Below are 16,585 nucleotides of genomic sequence, written 5' to 3'. Positions count from 1 at the left end.
TCGCATCCGTCGCGTGGGTCAGCCGTCGAGCATGCCGCCCACGAGGCCGTCCAGGGCGTTGTTGGCGAGCAGGACGACCAGCACGCTGATCCCGATCAGGAGCCCCAACGCGGCGATCAGGACGATCACCACGCGGGTGTTCCGGGAGCGCTCGGCCGGGGTGTCGGCCCAGCCCTGGGCGAGGATGTGTCCGGTCAGCGAGCCGGAATTCTCCACCGCCGCGTTCGCCGGCAGGGCGATCGTGGTGAAACCCGGCCCGTCACCGCTGGCGTAGACGGTGCCCGCCTGGTCGGCGCCGCCGGCACGGGCTCCGGTACGACCACCGGCCGTCGTGCTCCGCCGCTCGGGCCCGCCGTGCGGGGTGGTCGCCCGGTGGTCCGTACCGCCGGTCAGAGGGGTGGTGGTGGACGGCGGCCACGTCGGCAGCGCGGGCGCGGGAACCACCGGCGGGGCGGACACGGGTGTCCCGGCCCAGGCGCTGCCCGGGGCGGGCGGTGCGGCGGTCCATGCGGAGAAGGTGACCGGCGGCGCGGAGACCGACTTCGTGGCAGGTGCGCCCGGCGAGCCGGTCGTCGCCGGTGGCGGCGGGAACGGTGGCGCCGGCATCGGGCCGGGCGGCAGCGGTGGCGCGGGCACGGGCGGGCCGGGCGGCGGCATCGGCGGCCCGGGGACGGGTGGCGTCGGCGGCCCCGGGACAGGCGGCACCGGCGAGGGTGGTGGCACGGGCGGACCCGGAACCGGCGGCACCGGGTCCGGTCGGGGCGTGGGGAAGGGGCCCGGCGTCGGCGTCGGACCGGGCGGGTACGGCCCCGGGCTCGGTGCGGGCTCCGGCTCGCCCGGCCCCGGCGGTGTCGGTTCCGGGGACGGACGCGCGGGTGGCTGCGCCGGCTCCGGGGGTTGCGCCGGCTCGGGCGGTTCGGGATTCACCGGTCCCGACCGGTAGACGGCGGACGTGCTCGCCCGGGGCTCCGACGCGGCCTCGCCGCCGGCCGCGACCCGGCTGCTGCCGGGGACCGTGGCGCTGGCCCGCGCCGGCGTTGGGCCCGTGGCGGTGGCGGGCGCTGGCGTCGGGCCGGTGGGGGTGGCCTGCGCCGGCGTCGGGCCGGTGGGGGTGGCCTGCGCCGGCGTCGGGCCCGTGGCGCTGGCCTGCGCCTGCGTCGGGCTCGGGGCCGTGGCGGTGGCGCTGGTCGGCGCGGTGGCGCTGGCGGTCACCGACGCCGTCGCGCTGGCGCGTGCTGGGGCGGTCGAGGCGTCGGCCGATGCCGGTGCGGGCGAGCTGTCCCGCTGCGCGGGCAGTGTGCTGGCCGAGCCGGTCGCCCGGTAGGTGGTCGCGGTGGCTGGAGCGCTCACCGGAAGATCACCGGGGCGTGGGTGGGCTGTCGCGACGCTGGCCCGCGCCCGCACCGGGGCGGCGGCCGGATCGGCGGCGGCGTTCTCCGACGGCTCGACGTCCGCCCCGCGGCCGTGCGTGGCGACGTCGTCGACGGGGTCGCCTGCCGCGTCGTCCCCGGCAGTCGCGTCGTACGTGCCGACGGCCTTTCCGCCGGGCTTCGCGACCCCGTCGCCGCCGGGCTCCGCGACCCGGTCGCCGGTGTCGCCGTCGAGCGTGGCGTTCCCGTTCCGCACTGCGGCGTCGGTGCGCGCGGTGTCCCGGTTGGCGCTGGTTAGCGTGGCGCTGGGAGCACCGGCCGGCGAGCCGGTATCGGCGTCGGTCGTCGGATCAGCGGTCGTCAGCCTCGCGGCCCGGCCGACGTCGACACTCTCCGCCGGATCTCTCTGCTCGGCCATCTCCGCCCTCCGCGCCACGCTCGCACCCGATCCGTGACATCGGACCGGGTGTGCCTGGTTGTCACCGTGCCACAGATCGTCCCAGGCGGACAGCCGGAGCCCCGGTGGCGGATCAGCGTCCCGCGCTCGGGCTGTCGCTGGTCGTCCCGCTCCGGCTGGTGGACGGCGTGCTGGTGGCGGAGGCCGATGAGCTGGCCGCGGCCGTGGTGGGGGGCGGCGGCAGCGTCGTCGGCGTGTTGGTCGGGCTGTCCGTGGGGGTCGGCGTGCCGCTGTCGGTCGGCTTCGGCGTACCGGTCGGAGTGCCGGTGGGCTTCGGCGTCCCCGATCCGGTCGGCGTGGGCGTCGGCTTGGTGGTCGGCTTGCCGGTCGGCGTCGGCTTGGGCGTCGGCTTGCCGGTGGGCGTCGGCTTGGTCGTGGTGGGCGGCACCACGGGCGGAAGGGGCACGTTCGGGGTCGGCACCGCCCCGATCACCCGGGTAACGGCGTAGAGCCGGGACCAGCCGACCACCGAAATCTTGACCACGTCGCCGGTCGTTGGCGCCTGCACCATCTTGCCGTTGCCGATGTACATGCCGACGTGGTGGATCGTGGTCCAGCTGCTGCCGGAGGCGAAGAACAGCAGGTCGCCGGGGAGCGCCTCGGTGGGCCGTACGGTCCGGGACCGGGTGGCCGAGTACTGGTCGCGAGAGACCCGGGGCAGGTCGAAGTAGTCGGCGCCCGGAGAGCGGTACGCGGCCCACATCAGACCCGAACAGTCGAACCGGTCCGGCCCCTCCTCGGACCACTTGTACGGGTCACCGAGCTGGGCGAGCGCGTACCGGACGGCGGCCAGCGCCCGCGGGTGCGCGGACATGCCGCTGGTGCTCTGGCCGGCGACGTAGCCCGACCCGAACTGCTGGTCGGCGGCCTCCTGTTGCCGTTCGAGCAGGATCAGCTGGGCGGCGTTGTCCTTGCGGAGCTTGAGCAGGCTGGTCTCGGCCGTGCGCAGGGCATTCTCGCCGGTGGCGAACTCAGCCTCGGCGGCGTCGACGGCCGCCTTGGCCGCGGTGTGTGCCTGGTAGGCGGTCTGTTCGCTGGCCCGGGCCCGCGCCAACTCGCCGGTCACGGCGGTGGTGGCACCCTCGACCTTCTCGCCACGGTTGATGCGCTGGAGTCGGCTCAGGCCCTGGATGTCGTCGACGAAGTCACCCGGCGGCAGGGCGGCGGCCGCCTTGACCGCGTCCGAGGCTGCGGAGTCGGCTGCCTGCTGGGCGCGGAGGAGGGCGTCCTGCGTGGTCGCCAGCACCTTGCCGGCCGCGACGAGCTGTGCCTGCGCATCGGTACGTTTCTGCCGGGTCAGGAGTAGCTGGTCGCCGAGCAGGCCGACCTGACTCTCGGCGGCGGCGATCTGGGCGGCCAGCGGGCCGTTGCCGAGGTTGACCGGGGGAGCCGGGATGCCGGCGACGGGCGGGCTGCCCGGCACCTGCGGGGCGCCGATGGCCGGCGGACGCGCGCCGGTGTCCGGCACGGTCGAGGGCACGGTGGGCTCCGCGTACGCGGGGGTGGCCAGCACCGCGGCGGCGATCGCGCCGAGCAGGGCGGCCCAGAGCTTCGGCCGCAGCACCGGCGAGATCACCGGGCTCCGTCGTCGCTGCCGTCGCCCGCGCCCGCTGTCGACCATTCCGCTCCCCGTCCGGTGCTCGTCGTCACGCTCGGTGGGCGCGACCGTCGGGACGGTACCAGTGTGTGAGTTCCGCCCCACCTTGTCTTACCGCACAGCGGCAGCGATGTCGATGCGTCGGCAGGTTACGGGAGGCTGAGAGTCCGGTGAAGTGGATCGCTGTGGCCGACCGTGCCGCCCGGCCACCCGGACCCCGACGTACCCTCGGGAAAGACCGCAGGTGGAAGGAAGTGCCATGGACGCCGGACTCAAGCGTGAGCTCGAAGCGAAGGTGTACGCCGGTGAGCGGCTGACCCGGGAGGACGGCATCGCCCTCTACGAGAGCGACGACCTGACCTGGTTGGGGCGGCTGGCGCACCACAAGCGCACCGAGTTGAACGGCGAGCGGGTGATGTTCAACGTCAACCGGCACCTCAACCTGACGAACGTCTGCTCGGCGTCCTGCGCGTACTGCTCGTTCCAGCGCAAGCCGGGCGAGAAGGACGCGTACACGATGCGCATCGACGAGGCGGTCCGCAAGGCCAAGGAGATGGAGGATGAGCAGCTCACCGAGCTGCACATCGTCAACGGCCTGCACCCGACGCTGCCGTGGCGTTACTACCCGAAGGTGCTGCGCGAGCTGAAGGCGGCGCTGCCGAACGTCAAGCTCAAGTGCTTCACCGCGACCGAGGTGCAGTGGTTCGAGAAGATCAGCGGCCTGAGCGCCGACGAGATCCTCGACGAGCTGATGGACGCCGGCCTCGAGTCGCTGACCGGTGGCGGCGCGGAGATCTTCGACTGGGAGGTCCGCCAGCACATCGTCGACCACGAGTGCCACTGGGAGGACTGGTCGCGCATCCACGCCCTGGCCCACAGCAAGGGCATGAAGACCCCGGCGACCATGCTGTACGGCCACATCGAGGAGCCCCGGCACCGCGTCGACCACGTGCTGCGCCTGCGGGAGTTGCAGGACGAGACCGGCGGTTTCGCGGTCTTCATCCCGCTGCGCTACCAGCACGACTTCGTCGACTCGGCGGACGGCAAGATCCGTAACCGGATCCAGGCGCGGACGACGATGGCCTCGCCGGCCGAGTCGCTGAAGACGTTCGCCGTGTCCCGGCTGCTGTTCGACAACGTGCCGCACGTGAAGAACTTCTGGGTGATGCACGGCCTGTCGGTGGCCCAGCTCTCGTTGAACTTCGGCGTGGACGACCTGGACGGCTCGGTGGTCGAATACAAGATCACCCACGACGCCGACTCGTACGGCACCCCGAACACCATGCACCGCGACGACCTGCTGCACCTGATCTGGGACGCCGGCTTCCAGCCGGTCGAGCGGGACACCCGCTACAACGTCGTCCGGGAGTACGACAGGGCGCCGTCGCTGGCCGAGCGCCGCGCCGAGCCGCAGCAGGTCTGGGCCTGAGACACCACGTACCCTCGCAGTCGATGACCGAGCAGCGCAGCGCCGAGCAGCAGGGCGGCTTTCCCCGACGGGACGCCGAGGGACGCGTGCGTACGCTGGGTGACCTGCTCGGGGTGTGCCTGGCCGGCCTGGTCATCGGTGTGCTGGCGCTCGTGCTGTTCGAGTGGGCGTTCGCCTCGTTCGGCGCCGCCGACTTCGGGCACACCAATGGTTGGCTCGCGGTGATCCTGCCGGCCTGGCTGTTCTGGGACGACTTCCGCGCCTGGGGGTTCGGGGCTGCCCGGATGGTGGCGGCGCTCGTCGCGGCGGCGGTCGCGGTGTTCGTGGGGCTGCTGGTCGCCGGGCTGGGCGCGGGGTTGGCGCCGCTGCTGTCCGGCGCGTTGGCGGCGGCGGCGTTCACCGTGGCGTACGCGACGATCTGGTTTCCCGGCGTCCGTTGGCTGGCCCGCCGGACGGGCTGAGTGACCGGCCCACCGGGCGCGGAGAAGGAGTACATGAGGTGAGCGCGGCGCTCAAGTACACGCTGGGCCGGATCGGGCTGTTCGTCGCCGTACTGGCGGCCCTCTGGCTGGTCGACGTGGACATCTTCCTGAAGCTGATCCTGGCGCTGGCGTTCTCTGCCGCGCTCTCCTTCTTCCTGCTGCGCGGCTGGCGCGACGAGATGGCCCACGAGATGGCCGAGGCCACGGCCCGTCGCAAGGCAGAGAAGGAGCGCCTCCGCTCCGCCCTGGCCGGCGAGGACGAGCAGTCCGACGAGGACGAGCAGTCCGACGAGGGTGAGCGGCGGCAGCCGTAGGGCCTGCGGACGCGCGCCGCGCGGGACCCGTCGAAACGGGGCGGCGGGAGCGGCTGCTTGCCGTTAGTGTCTCCCGCCGTGGAAATCTTCAACAAGATCAACGACTGGCGGGCCAAGGTTTTCGTCTGGGTCGGCCTGCCTGTCATCGCCGGCATCGGTCTGCTGCTGGGCGTTGGTGACCTCGGACCGGCCTGGCAGGCCAAGGGCGGTGGTGGCACCGCGGGCACCTTCACGGCCGTCTCGGAGGAGTGCTCCCGTCGAAGCTGCACCTGGCACGGCGACTTCGTGGCCGACGACGGTGCCAAGCGGGCGGACGTGATCCTCTACGACGCCCCGGACACCCTGTCGACGGGCGAGACGGCTCCCGCACTGGACACCGGCGCGCGCAAGGGCGTCTTCGCCGCCGCCGGCGGTTCCACCTGGCTGCTCGTCACCGCCCTCACCCTCGCCGGTGTGGTGGCCGCAGTCGCCTGGGTTCTCTTCCTCACCTGGAAGATCCGCCGCCGTCGAGCCCAAACCGAAGCCCTCCCCGACCCAGTCAACCAGCCCTAACCCCCTCCCCACCCCCCTCGCAGAAGCGCGCTGATCATGAAGTTATTGCCTCGACACGCCGAGCGGTCGGGCAATAACTTCATGATCAACGGGGTGGGTCCGGCCGGGGCGGGCCGGGTCGGGCCGGGTCGGGCCGGGGCTGTTACCAGTTGGTGGAGCCGGGGACCTTGGGCCAGGGCTTGGACTCGGGCTTGATGAGGTAGGCGACACCGCCGGAGCCGCCGGAGACTCCGCCGCTGGCGTTGGTGCGCTTGGTACGCAGCCAGATCTGCTCGAACTGGGTGCGCTTGTAGACGTTGCGGACGACGTCGTTGCTGGGCGAGGCCGGGTCGTTGACGATCACGTCGCCGTCGGCGGTGAAGCCGACCACCACGAAGAGGTGCCCGGAGGTGCCGTAGTTCGCCCCGTCCAGCTCACTGGCGAGGAAGGACTGGCTGGTCACCACGGGGATGCCGGCGGCGATGAAACGCTCCAGCTCGTCCAGTGAGTGCAGCCGGGTGACCCGCCCCTCCAGGCCGGGGAAGCTGGCCGCGTACGCGGTGTTGAACGGCCAGTTGCCCGCGCCGTCGTACGCGTAGTCGAAGGTCATCCGGGCGGCGTGGTTGACGGTCGGGTCGGGGTAGGTCGGGTCCACCCAGGACGTGTCGGCGGCCGACGGCTTGCGCCCCCAGTACTCGACGACCATCTCCGTCGAGGTGGGCGAGCACCATGCCTCGCCGCCGCCGTCGTACTCGGGGTAGTGGCCCTTGTGGACGTTCTGCGAGTAGCGCGGCACCGGCAGTTCGACGCCCCAGGCGATGTGCCCGGCGCTCGGCGGCACGGTGAACCGGTCCGGCACGGTGGAACTCATCGCGCCGAGCATCCGCACCACCGGAGCGGCGGTCTGCCCGGGTGCCCGGTAGAGGGTCAGCCGCAGCTGGTACGACCGCAGCAGCACCCCGGCGTCGGCGTCGTCGATGCTGAAGGTGTCGGTCCAGACCGTCGACCAGGGATCGCCCTGCCCGTCGACGCTGGTCCGCTTGATGTCGGTGTCGCCGGAGGCCCAGCGGCCCAGGACGTACCAGGGGGTCTGGTCGCCGCTGGTGTAGCCGCCCTGCATCTCCACCTGGATCCAGGTGCCGGCGGGGGTCTGGGCGTTCCAGGAGGCGATCAGCTCGGTGGCGTCGAACCCGATCCGGGTCACGGGTGAGGTCCAGGTGCCGTACTCCCAGGTGCGGGTGGCGCCGGTGTGCGGGTCGGCGTACTCGGTGGTGCCGGTCGGGCGGCCCAGGGTGACGCCGGAGCGAGAGCCGGGCACGACGCGGGTGCCGGCCTGGCTGCCACGGTGCCAGTCGGCCGGCCCGGACCAGTCCTGGAAGGTGATCTGCTCGTCGTGGGCGGGTGCGGGTGGCCGGGCCGCCGCGGCGGGGGCCGCGGTGGCGAGCAGGGTGAGCGCGCTGACGCCGGCGAGGGCGGCCGCGTGCAGGCGGGAGGGGGCCATGGGTGCTCCGCGGTGTCGAGTGGGGGCATCGTCGCTGGTCAGTTTTCCGCTTGGAAGGAAGTTTCGCCAGATGTTGAGCGGCAGAAAATCATTGCCGCAGCGATGGTCAACCTGAGATGGATTTCGCGGCGATCGATATTGAGATGACCATGTGACTGATGGTGAAGTGTGCATCACCGAGCGGGATCTTCCGCCCTTCGAGGAGGTAGTCCATGGCCCTCCGCCCACCTCACTCTCTCCGCCGCGTCCTGGTGCTCGCCGTCGTCACCGGACTGGGAATCGTCACCGTCGCCGCCGGACCGGTCGCCGCCCAACCGGCGCCGGACCGGACCACCGAGCCGGCCGCCGCCTCCGGTTACCGGGTGCTCGGGCCCCGAACCCTCGCCGACCGCAACGCGGTGGCCCGCACCGGGGCCGCCATCGACTACTCCGAGCACGGCGTCCTGCACGTCTCGGCCACCGCCGCCGAGGCTGCCGCGATCGGCAAACTCGGCTACCGGCTGGAACCGCTCGCCCCGCCACCGAGCGCCGAACGCGGCGCGGGCGAGATGGGCACGCTCGCGTTCCCGCCGGCCGACTCCAACTACCACGACTACGCGGAACTGACCGCCGTCGTGAACCAGGCCGTCGCCGACCATCCGGCCATCGCTCGCAAGATCAGCATTGGTACGTCGTACGAGGGCCGCGACCTGATGGCCGTGAAGATCTCCGACAACGTCGGCACCGACGAGAACGAGCCGGAGATCCTGTTCAACGCCCAGCAGCACGCCCGCGAGCACCTGACCGTCGAGATGGCGATCTACCTGCTCAACCTCTTCACCGACAGCTACGGCAGTGACTCCCGGATCACCAACATCGTCAACAGCCGGGAGATCTGGATCGTGCCGACGGTCAACCCGGACGGCAGCGAGTACGACATCGCCACCGGGTCGTACCGGTCCTGGCGCAAGAACCGCCAGCCGAACAGCGGCTCGTCAAACGTCGGCACCGACCTGAACCGCAACTGGTCCTACCAGTGGGGCTGCTGCGGCGGGTCGTCCGGCACCACCTCGTCGGAGACGTACCGTGGCCCGTCGGCGTTCTCCGCGCCGGAGACGCAGGCGCTGCGCAACTTCGTGAACAGCCGCGTCGTCGGTGGCGTCCAGCAGATCAAGGCCAACATCGACTTCCACACGTACTCGCAACTGGTGCTCTGGCCCTACGGCTACACCACCGCGAACACCGCGACCGGCATGAACGCGGACCAGTACAGCACCTTCGCCACCATCGGTCAGCAGATGGCGGCCACCAACAGCTACACCCCGGAGCAGTCCAGCGACCTGTACATCGCCGACGGCACCAGCATCGACTGGATGTGGGCCACCCACGGCATCTGGGCGTACACCTTCGAGATGTACCCGGGCTCCTCCGGCGGTGGCGGCTTCTACCCGCCCGACGAGGTGATCCCCGCGCAGACCACCCGTAACCGCGAGGCCGTACTTATGCTCAGCGAGTACGCCGACTGTCCGTACCGGGCCATCGGCAAGCAGTCGCAGTACTGCGGCGGCGGTGGGGGCACCAGGGTCTGGTCGGACACCTTCGAGACGGCCACCGGCTGGACGATAAACCCGTCCGGCACCGACACCGCGACCCTCGGAGCGTTCGAGGTGGGCGCCGCCCAGGCGACCACCTCCTCCGGCGCGAAGCAGCTCACCCCGTACGCCGGCTCGAACGACCTGGTCACCGGCCGACTCGCCGGGTCGGCGGCCGGTGACTACGACGTCGACGGCGGTGTGACGAGCGCCCGGTCCCCGGCGGTGACGCTGCCGTCGTCCGGCACGCTGACCCTCTCGCTGGCCTGGTACCTGGCGCACGGCTCGAACGCCTCGTCGGCCGACTACCTGCGGGTGAGCGTCGTGCACAGCGGCGGCACCACCGCCCTGCTCACCCAGGCCGGCGCGGCCAGCAACCGTAACGGGAGTTGGGCGGTGGCGAACCTCAACCTGAGCCCGTACGCCGGGCAGTCGGTCCGCATCCTCGTCGAGGCGGCGGACGCGTCCGGCGCGAGCCTGGTGGAGGCGGCTGTGGACAACGTCACCATCACGGCCTCCTGATCGGGTGGGGCCCCGTACCGCCCCTGCGGGGCCCCACCACCCGCTCCCGAGCCTCCCGATCCGGGACAAAGGCCCCACGTCTGATCGTCGTACGTCGATCGCTCGTTGATCGATCCGGCACGTCCCGGCGGTGCGCTACCGTCTTAGCGACCAATCCGCAGCGAAGCCGGTGTGAAACCGGCGCTGTCCCGCAACTGTGATGCCCCTCCCGACGGCGGGGACGAGCCAGGTCGCCTGCGGAGGGGTCGCGACACGCGCTCTCGAGGAAGGGCGCCTCGTGGGCGGGCGTACCGAAGTCCTGTCGGCGAAGCACCACACTCCTCGACCGACAGGAGGCCCCATGTTCAGACGTACCCCTCGGCTCTTCGCCGCGACCCTCGCGGTCGCCGCGCTCGCTCTCGGCGCGTGCGCGGAGAAGACCGACGACAAGCCGGCCGCCGGCACCGCGGCCGCCAGCTACCCGGTGACGGTCGGCTCGCTCACGCTCGACAAGCGTCCCGAGAAGATCGTGTCGCTCTCGCCCAGCGCCACCGAGATGCTCTTCGCGATCGGCGCCGGCTCGCAGGTGAGCGCCGTCGACGACCAGTCCAACTACCCGGCTGAGGCGCCCAAGAGCGACCTGTCCGGCTTCCAGCCGAACGCCGAGGCGATCGCCGGCAAGAACCCCGACCTGGTGGTGCTCTCCAACGACACCAACAAGATCGTCGACCAGCTCGGCAAGCTGAAGATCCCGGTGTACCTGACCTCGGCGGCGACCACGCTCGACGACTCGTACCAGCAGATCACCGACCTGGGCACCCTGACCGGGCACGCCGACCAGGCCGCCGACGTCGCCAAGCGGATGAAGGACGACATCGCCAAGCTGGTCAAGGACCTGCCCCAGCGCACCGAGAAGCTCACCTACTACCACGAGCTGGGCCCGGAGCTGTACAGCGCGACCAGCAAGACCTTCATCGGCTCGATCTACAGCCTCGTCGGCCTGACCAACATCGCCGACCCGGCCGACGCCGACGGCAAGAACGGCGGCTACCCGCAGCTGTCGCAGGAGGTCATCGTCAAGGCCGACCCGGACTTCGTCTTCCTGGCCGACTCCAAGTGCTGCCAGCAGAACGGCGACTCGGTCAAGGCCCGCAGCGGCTGGGCCGGGCTCACCGCCGTCAAGAACAACCAGGTCGTCACGTTGGACGACGACATCGCCTCCCGCTGGGGCCCGCGCGTCGTCGACCTGCTCCGGACGATCATCGACGCGGTCGCCAAGGTGCCCGCGTGACCGTGGTCCATCCGTGACCGGAACGTCGCAGATGACCTCTGAAGCACCCGCCACCCGGCCGGCCGGTACGCCTCGCGCGTCCCGGCCCGCCGGGCTGCGTGCGCGCTGGCTGGTCATCGGCGTCCTCGCGGTGCTCGTCGCGCTCGTCGCCGGGGTGTCGCTCGGACCGGTCAGCCTGCCACCGGGCAGCGTCGCCGCCGAGCTGCTCAACCTGATCCCCGGCGTGCACCTCGACAGTGGACTGAACGAGCGGGAAATCGCCATCGTCACCGAACTGCGGCTGCCCCGGGTCGTGCTGGGCCTGCTCGTCGGCGGTCTGCTCGCCCTCGCCGGTGGCTGCTACCAGGGCGTCTTCCGCAACCCGCTGGCCGACCCGTACCTGCTCGGGGTGGCCGCCGGCGCGGGCCTCGCGGTCACCGCGGTGATCGCCCTCGGCGGCGCCGGTCGGCAGGGCGCGATCTCCGGGCTGCCGTTGACCATCCCGCTGGCCGCGTTCGTCGGCTCGCTGCTCGCCGTGACGATGACCTACCTGCTCGGCGCGGCCGGCGGGCGAAGCCGGTCCCCGGCCATGCTGATCCTGGCCGGGGTCGCGGTCTCGGCGTTCCTCTCCGCCGGGCAGACGTACCTGCTCCAGCGCCACGCCGACAGCATCCAACCGGTCTACTCCTGGCTGTTGGGACGGCTGGCCACGGCGGGCTGGCACGACGTGCTGCTCGTGCTGCCGTACGCCGCGGTGACCACGGTCGTGGTGCTGCTGCACCGTCGTGAGCTGGACGTCCTCGCGCTCGGCGACGACGAGGCGACGAGCCTCGGCCTGCACCCGCAGCGCTCCCGGTACCTGCTGATCGCCGCCGCGTCCCTGGGCACCGCCGCGGCGGTTTCGGCGACCGGCCTCATCGGCTTCGTCGGCATCATCGTGCCGCACACCGTCCGGCTGCTCGCCGGGTCGAGCTACCGGGTGATCCTGCCACTGTCGCTGCTGTTCGGCGCCGCGTTCCTGGCCCTGACCGACGTGGTCGCCCGTACCGCCGCCGCCCCGGCCGAGGTGCCCATCGGCGTGGTCACCGCCCTGCTCGGCGGCCCGTTCTTCGTCCTCGTGCTGCGGACCGCCCGCCGGGTGCTCACGTGACTCCGGGGGCACCGGCCGTCGAGGTCCGCGCGCTGCACGTCAGCCTGGACGGCACGCCGATCCTCACCGGCGTCGACCTCACCGTCGCCGTCGGCGAGTGGGTCACCGTGATCGGTCCGAACGGCGCCGGCAAGTCGACCCTGTTGCGCGCCGTCGGCGGCCTGCTGCCCGCGCCGGACGCCATCTCCCTCTTCGGTACGCCGAGCCGCGCGCTGCACCGCCGCGAACGCGCCCGGGTGGTGGCGACGGTGACGCAGTCCCCGGTAGTACCGCCCGGCATGTCGGTCCTGGACTACGTGCTGCTCGGGCGCACCCCGTACATCCCGCCGCTCGGTCGGGAGTCGGCCGCCGACGTGACCGCCGTCCACGACGTGCTGGACCGTCTGGACCTCGGCGGCTTCCACCGCCGCGAGCTGGCCACCCTGTCCGGGGGTGAGCGGCAGCGGGTCTTCCTGGCCCGGGCGCTCGCGCAGGGCGCGACGCTGCTGCTGCTCGACGAGCCGACCAGCGCGTTGGACATCGGCCATCAGCAGGAGGTCCTGGAACTGGTCGACCAGTTGCGCCGGGCACACGGCCTGACGGTGCTCGCCACCATGCACGACCTCTCCCTCGCGGGCGAGTACGCCGACCGGATGGTCATGCTCGCCGAGGGTCGGGTGGTGGCGACCGGTACGCCGCACGAGGTGCTGACCGAACACCTCCTCGCCACCCACTACCGGGCGAGCGTCCGGGTGCTCCCCGGCACCAACGGCCCTCTGGTGGTCCCCGTCCGCCCTGGTGCGTGACCCGGGCGGCGGGCTCTCGGGTCAGGGGCCGAGGTCGATGACCGAGAAGAGGGCGCCCTGGGGGTCGCGCAGGGCGGCGAACCGGCCGGTCGGGATGTCTCGCGGTGGCACCAGGATGGTCCCGCCCAGTTCGGCGGCGCGCGCGGCGGCGGCGTCCGCGTCGGTCACCGCGAAGTACACCGTCCAGTACGCGGGCAGGTCGGCCGGGTAGCCGTCGCCCAGCGGCGGCATCATCCCGGCGACGATCCGCGCCCCGAGCCGCCACCCCGTGTACGTCATGCCGCCGACCGGTTGTTCGTCCGGCTGCCAGCCGAACACCAGCTCGTAGAAGACCTTCGCGCCCTCCGGGTCGGGCGTGACCAGCTCGTTCCAGCTCATCGCGCCGGGCACGTTGAACACCTCGGCCCCGGGCATCGCCAGCGGCTGCCAGACGCTGAACGTCGCGCCCGCCGGGTCGGAGAACACGGCCATCCAGCCCCGGTCGAAGACCTCGAACGGCGGTACGACGACCTGCCCGCCGGCCCGTTCGACCCGGCCGGCGGCCAGCGCCGCGTCGTCGGTGGCGATGTACGTCGACCAGATCGGCACCTGGTCCTCGATGGCGGGCGGGCCGACGCCGGCCACCGGCCTGCCGTCGAGCAGGAAGACCGTGTAGCCACCCGCCTCGGGCTCCGGTGTCACCCGTCCGGTCCAGCCGAACAGTTCGGGGTAGAAGCGCCGCGCGTCGGTCAGGTCCGGGGTGGCCAGGTCGGCCCAGCACGGCGTGCCCGGCGGGACGGTGCTCACGTCAAGACCCCTCTCGGCCGGCGGCCACGGGCGGGCCTCCTGCGGGAATCCTGGCACCGTCCCGCTGGGGCACGGGGCGGAAACGGACGAATCGTCAGCTGAACCGGCGACCCTCGTCCCGCCGGTACGCCCAGGCGGCGAGCGCGGCGAGGAGCACCACCCAGACACCGAGCATGACCAACGACAGCGGTTCGACCCGGTAACCGCCGACTGCCCACCACATCAGTTCGGCCGCGCCCCGGGTGGGCAGGAACGGCGCGATCGTCTCGATGAAGCCGGGCGCCTCGCCCGGCGCGGAGAGCAGTCCGCCGCCGAACGCGAGCGGCAGGAAGACGACCTGCGCCACCACGATCGCCGCCTTGCTGGGCAGCGAGTAGCCGATGGAGAGGCCCATCAGCGTGAACGGCACCGAGATGACGGCCACGATGACGGCGGTCAGCAGGAACGCCGTCGCGGTGACCCGGGCCGGGGTGAGCGTCGCGCCGATCACCACGACCGGGATCAGCGACAGGTACGTCAACGCGAGGCCGGCCAGCACGCGGCCCGCGAACCGGGGCGCCGGCCCGGCCGGCAGGGTCCGGGTGTACGGATTCCACGGCTGGTCGCGGTCCTCGGCGACGCCGACGCCGTACTGGAAGATGTTGGCGCTCATCACCGAGAAGGTGATCATCGACGCGGTGGCGAAGGTGGCGCCGACCGCATCGTCGCCGGTGAACGGCACCACGAAGAAGATCATGGCGGCGGCGGGGAAGAAGGCGCTGCCGAAGACGGCCACCGGAATCCGGATGGTCTCCAGAAGCTGGTAGCGGGCGTGGACCAGGGCGAGCTGCACGGTGCGCCTCCTCAGACGGCGGTGGGTTGGCCGCTGTCGGCGGCAGCGGGTGGGGCCTGAGCCGGCGTGTCGGTCCCGCCGGTGAGGGCCGTGTCCGTCCCGCCGGTGAGCGCGAGGAACGCCTCCTCCAACGACGTGGGGCGGACCTCGAGGTCGGTGAAGGCGACTTGGGAGCGGACCAGCGCCCGGACCAGCTCGTCGGCGTCGGTGGTGAGCAGGTGTAGTCGTCCGTCGATCCGTTCGGCGCGGACGACGCCGGGCAGTTCGGGCAGCTCGTCGGTGACCAGGCTGACCCGCCGTACGCCGACGATGCCGCGTACGGCGTCCACGGTGTCGTCGGCGAGCACCCGGCCCTGCCCGATCACCACCACGCGACGGGCGAGCGCCTCCACCTCCTCCAGGTAGTGGCTGCTCAACAGCACCGTCCCGCCGTCGTCGTGGAAGGCCCGGATCGCGTCCCACAGGGTGTGCCGGGCGGTGACGTCCAGGCCGGTGGTCGGCTCATCGAGCAGGACGAGCCGGGGCCGGCCGACGAAGGCCAGCGCCACGGCCAGCCGGCGACGCTGGCCGCCGGACAGTCCGCCGGTCTGCCGCCGGGCGAGGTCGCCCAGGCCGAAACGGTCGAGCAGTTCGCCTCGGGGTACCGGGTCAGGGTAGTGGGCGGAGACGAAGTCGACGACCTCACCGACCCGCAGCGTGCCCGGGAGGCCGGTCTCCTGCGGGGTGACGCCGATCTGCCGCCGCGCCTCCGGGTCGCGCGGGTCGCGGCCGTTCAACTCGACCCGCCCGGAGGTGGGTCGGCGTAGACCGACCAGCAGGTTCATCAGGGTGCTCTTGCCGGCGCCGTTCGGGCCGAGCAGGCCGACCAGTTCGCCGGCCCGAACCTCCAGGTCGACGCGGTCGAGGGCGAGGACGTCGCCGTACCGGCGGCTGACCTGGTCGGCGCGGGCGAGGGTCATGACTGCTCCTTCGACGCTGTGGAGTCCGCAGGGGAGGGGTCGAGCAGGCTCCGGATCGCTTCGGTGTACTCCTCGAACGCCAGCCGACCGCGCCGGCTGAGCCGGATCAGAGTGGCCGGCGTACGTCCACGGTGGGTCTTGCTGATCTCGACGTAGCCGGCGTCCTCCAGCTTGCGGAGGTGGACGGAGAGGTTGCCGGCGGTCATCGCGAGCAGTTCCTGGAGCCGGGGAAACGTGATTCGGTCGCCGTCGCCGAGCGCGGAGAGCGCGGCGACCACCCGCAGCCGTGCCTGGGCGTGGATGACCGGATCGAGGTCGGTCACGAGCGCCCACGCTGGCGCAGTCGGGCGATCGCCCCGGCGACCAGGATTCCGACGCCGCCGGCCAGCGAGATGACCAGCGCGTGCCAACCCGGCCCGGCGATCGCGCCGACCACGTTGATGACGCTGATCCAGACGCCGAGACGGAACAGGTCCCGGTCCAGCCAGATCGCGCCGCCGGCCATGTGCAGCGCGCCGGTGAGGCCCACCGCAGCGGCCGACCAGAGCAGGCCCGCCAGGTCGTGCGGCAGGTGCTCGGACACCCGGCCGACCGCCGCGTAGACGCTCACCGTGCCCAGCGCCCAGGCGCACCCGTACCAGCGGCCACGCACCGCCGAGTCGCCGGTCACCTGCCCGTACGCCCGCGCGCCCGCCACCGCCTGGATCGCCCCGGCGACGATCAGCAGGGCGAAGAGCACGGTTAGGGGCAGCCAGTCGGGCAGGGCAACCAGCACCCGACCACCCGGGGAGAAGCGCAGGAAGAACAGCCCGAAACCGATCAACCAGGCCACGCCCCACGGCCAGTAGAGCAGCCGGGCGTCGGGCTGTAGGCGGCGCACGGTGGCCGCCCGCTGGTCGTCGATCAGCCGGAGAGCGGTGGCGGCGTCGGTGGGTGGAAGGTCGTCGTCGGGCCCCATGCAAACTACTTTACGACGCAAAGTCGAACCCGTGTGCCCCGCGCGACTGCCCGGTTGCCGACAGAGACGCCGCGCGCTGGCCCGTCGACCGC

At 72.2% G+C, this 16,585-nt stretch carries 16 protein-coding genes and 1 riboswitch; of the genes, 8 read left to right on the top strand and 8 right to left on the bottom strand.

Features of this window, described 5'->3' with window-relative positions:
* Nucleotides 1–18: 18 nt before the first annotated feature.
* A complete protein-coding gene (locus tag ACLQ25_RS03940) occupies nt 19–1,788 on the bottom strand; it encodes a hypothetical protein (RefSeq protein ID WP_425729121.1) in 1,770 nt (589 codons plus the stop codon).
* A gap of 112 nt (nt 1,789–1,900) precedes the next feature.
* Nucleotides 1,901–3,448 carry a C40 family peptidase gene (locus ACLQ25_RS03935; RefSeq protein ID WP_425729119.1) on the bottom strand — a complete coding sequence of 516 codons (1,548 nt, stop codon included), beginning with the start codon at nt 3,446–3,448 and terminating at the stop codon, nt 1,901–1,903.
* Between the two features lie 235 nt (nt 3,449–3,683).
* On the opposite strand from ACLQ25_RS03935, the gene mqnE reads away from it, so the two are divergent.
* From mqnE to ACLQ25_RS03915, 4 genes are all read left to right on the top strand, one after another.
* A complete protein-coding gene (gene mqnE, locus ACLQ25_RS03930; RefSeq protein ID WP_425729117.1) occupies nt 3,684–4,853 on the top strand; it encodes an aminofutalosine synthase MqnE in 1,170 nt (389 codons plus the stop codon).
* Nucleotides 4,854–4,876: 23 nt separating this feature from the next.
* Nucleotides 4,877–5,314, top strand: a complete 438-nt coding sequence (locus ACLQ25_RS03925; protein WP_425729115.1) for a hypothetical protein — start codon at nt 4,877–4,879, stop codon at nt 5,312–5,314.
* Nucleotides 5,315–5,352: 38 nt separating this feature from the next.
* Nucleotides 5,353–5,649 (top strand): DUF4229 domain-containing protein, encoded by a 297-nt coding sequence (locus ACLQ25_RS03920; RefSeq protein WP_425729113.1) that lies wholly within the window; start codon nt 5,353–5,355, stop codon nt 5,647–5,649.
* A gap of 78 nt (nt 5,650–5,727) precedes the next feature.
* Entirely contained in the window at nt 5,728–6,201 is a 474-nt protein-coding gene (locus ACLQ25_RS03915) for a hypothetical protein (RefSeq protein WP_425729111.1), read from the top strand.
* A 142-nt stretch (nt 6,202–6,343) separates the two neighbouring features.
* Here the strand turns inward: ACLQ25_RS03915 and ACLQ25_RS03910 are convergent, their stop codons facing one another.
* Entirely contained in the window at nt 6,344–7,681 is a 1,338-nt protein-coding gene (locus ACLQ25_RS03910) for a C39 family peptidase (RefSeq protein WP_425729109.1), read from the bottom strand.
* A gap of 212 nt (nt 7,682–7,893) precedes the next feature.
* On the opposite strand from ACLQ25_RS03910, the gene ACLQ25_RS03905 reads away from it, so the two are divergent.
* The 4 genes from ACLQ25_RS03905 to ACLQ25_RS03890 all read left to right on the top strand — a co-directional run bounded on the left by ACLQ25_RS03905 (nt 7,894) and on the right by ACLQ25_RS03890 (nt 12,958).
* Entirely contained in the window at nt 7,894–9,774 is a 1,881-nt protein-coding gene (locus ACLQ25_RS03905; RefSeq protein WP_425729107.1) for a M14 family zinc carboxypeptidase, read from the top strand.
* Between the two features lie 165 nt (nt 9,775–9,939).
* Nucleotides 9,940–10,004: riboswitch (cobalamin riboswitch) on the top strand.
* A gap of 110 nt (nt 10,005–10,114) precedes the next feature.
* Complete coding sequence (locus ACLQ25_RS03900; protein ID WP_425729105.1) at nt 10,115–11,044, top strand: ABC transporter substrate-binding protein; 930 nt, start codon at nt 10,115–10,117, stop codon at nt 11,042–11,044.
* A 31-nt stretch (nt 11,045–11,075) separates the two neighbouring features.
* A complete protein-coding gene (locus tag ACLQ25_RS03895; RefSeq protein WP_425729103.1) occupies nt 11,076–12,173 on the top strand; it encodes a FecCD family ABC transporter permease in 1,098 nt (365 codons plus the stop codon).
* Nucleotides 12,170–12,958 (top strand): ABC transporter ATP-binding protein, encoded by a 789-nt coding sequence (locus ACLQ25_RS03890; RefSeq protein ID WP_425729101.1) that lies wholly within the window; start codon nt 12,170–12,172, stop codon nt 12,956–12,958. Before ACLQ25_RS03895 ends, ACLQ25_RS03890 begins: the two co-directional genes overlap by 4 nt.
* 21 nt (nt 12,959–12,979) lie before the next feature.
* On the opposite strand, the gene ACLQ25_RS03885 is transcribed toward ACLQ25_RS03890, so the two are convergent.
* From ACLQ25_RS03885 to ACLQ25_RS03865, 5 genes are all read right to left on the bottom strand, one after another.
* On the bottom strand, nt 12,980–13,744 hold the full coding sequence (locus ACLQ25_RS03885; protein WP_425729099.1) for a VOC family protein: 765 nt from the start codon (nt 13,742–13,744) through the stop codon (nt 12,980–12,982).
* Nucleotides 13,745–13,838: 94 nt separating this feature from the next.
* Nucleotides 13,839–14,576: an ABC transporter permease gene (locus tag ACLQ25_RS03880; protein ID WP_425729097.1), complete on the bottom strand. Its 738-nt coding sequence runs from the start codon at nt 14,574–14,576 to the stop codon at nt 13,839–13,841.
* 11 nt (nt 14,577–14,587) lie between these two features.
* Entirely contained in the window at nt 14,588–15,535 is a 948-nt protein-coding gene (locus tag ACLQ25_RS03875; RefSeq protein WP_425729095.1) for an ABC transporter ATP-binding protein, read from the bottom strand.
* A complete protein-coding gene (locus ACLQ25_RS03870) occupies nt 15,532–15,858 on the bottom strand; it encodes a transcriptional regulator (RefSeq protein ID WP_425729093.1) in 327 nt (108 codons plus the stop codon). Before ACLQ25_RS03870 ends, ACLQ25_RS03875 begins: the two co-directional genes overlap by 4 nt.
* Nucleotides 15,855–16,493, bottom strand: coding sequence for a transporter (locus tag ACLQ25_RS03865; RefSeq protein WP_425729092.1), 639 nt, complete (start codon nt 16,491–16,493; stop codon nt 15,855–15,857). The genes ACLQ25_RS03870 and ACLQ25_RS03865 overlap by 4 nt, the downstream gene beginning before the upstream one ends.
* Nucleotides 16,494–16,585: the final 92 nt, after the last annotated feature.

The sequence above is a fragment of the Micromonospora sp. DT44 genome, from assembly GCF_049841635.1.
Classification (GTDB): domain Bacteria; phylum Actinomycetota; class Actinomycetes; order Mycobacteriales; family Micromonosporaceae; genus Micromonospora.
Note: the sequence above shows the minus strand (reverse complement) of the source record. Positions and strands in the feature narration are given on the sequence as shown.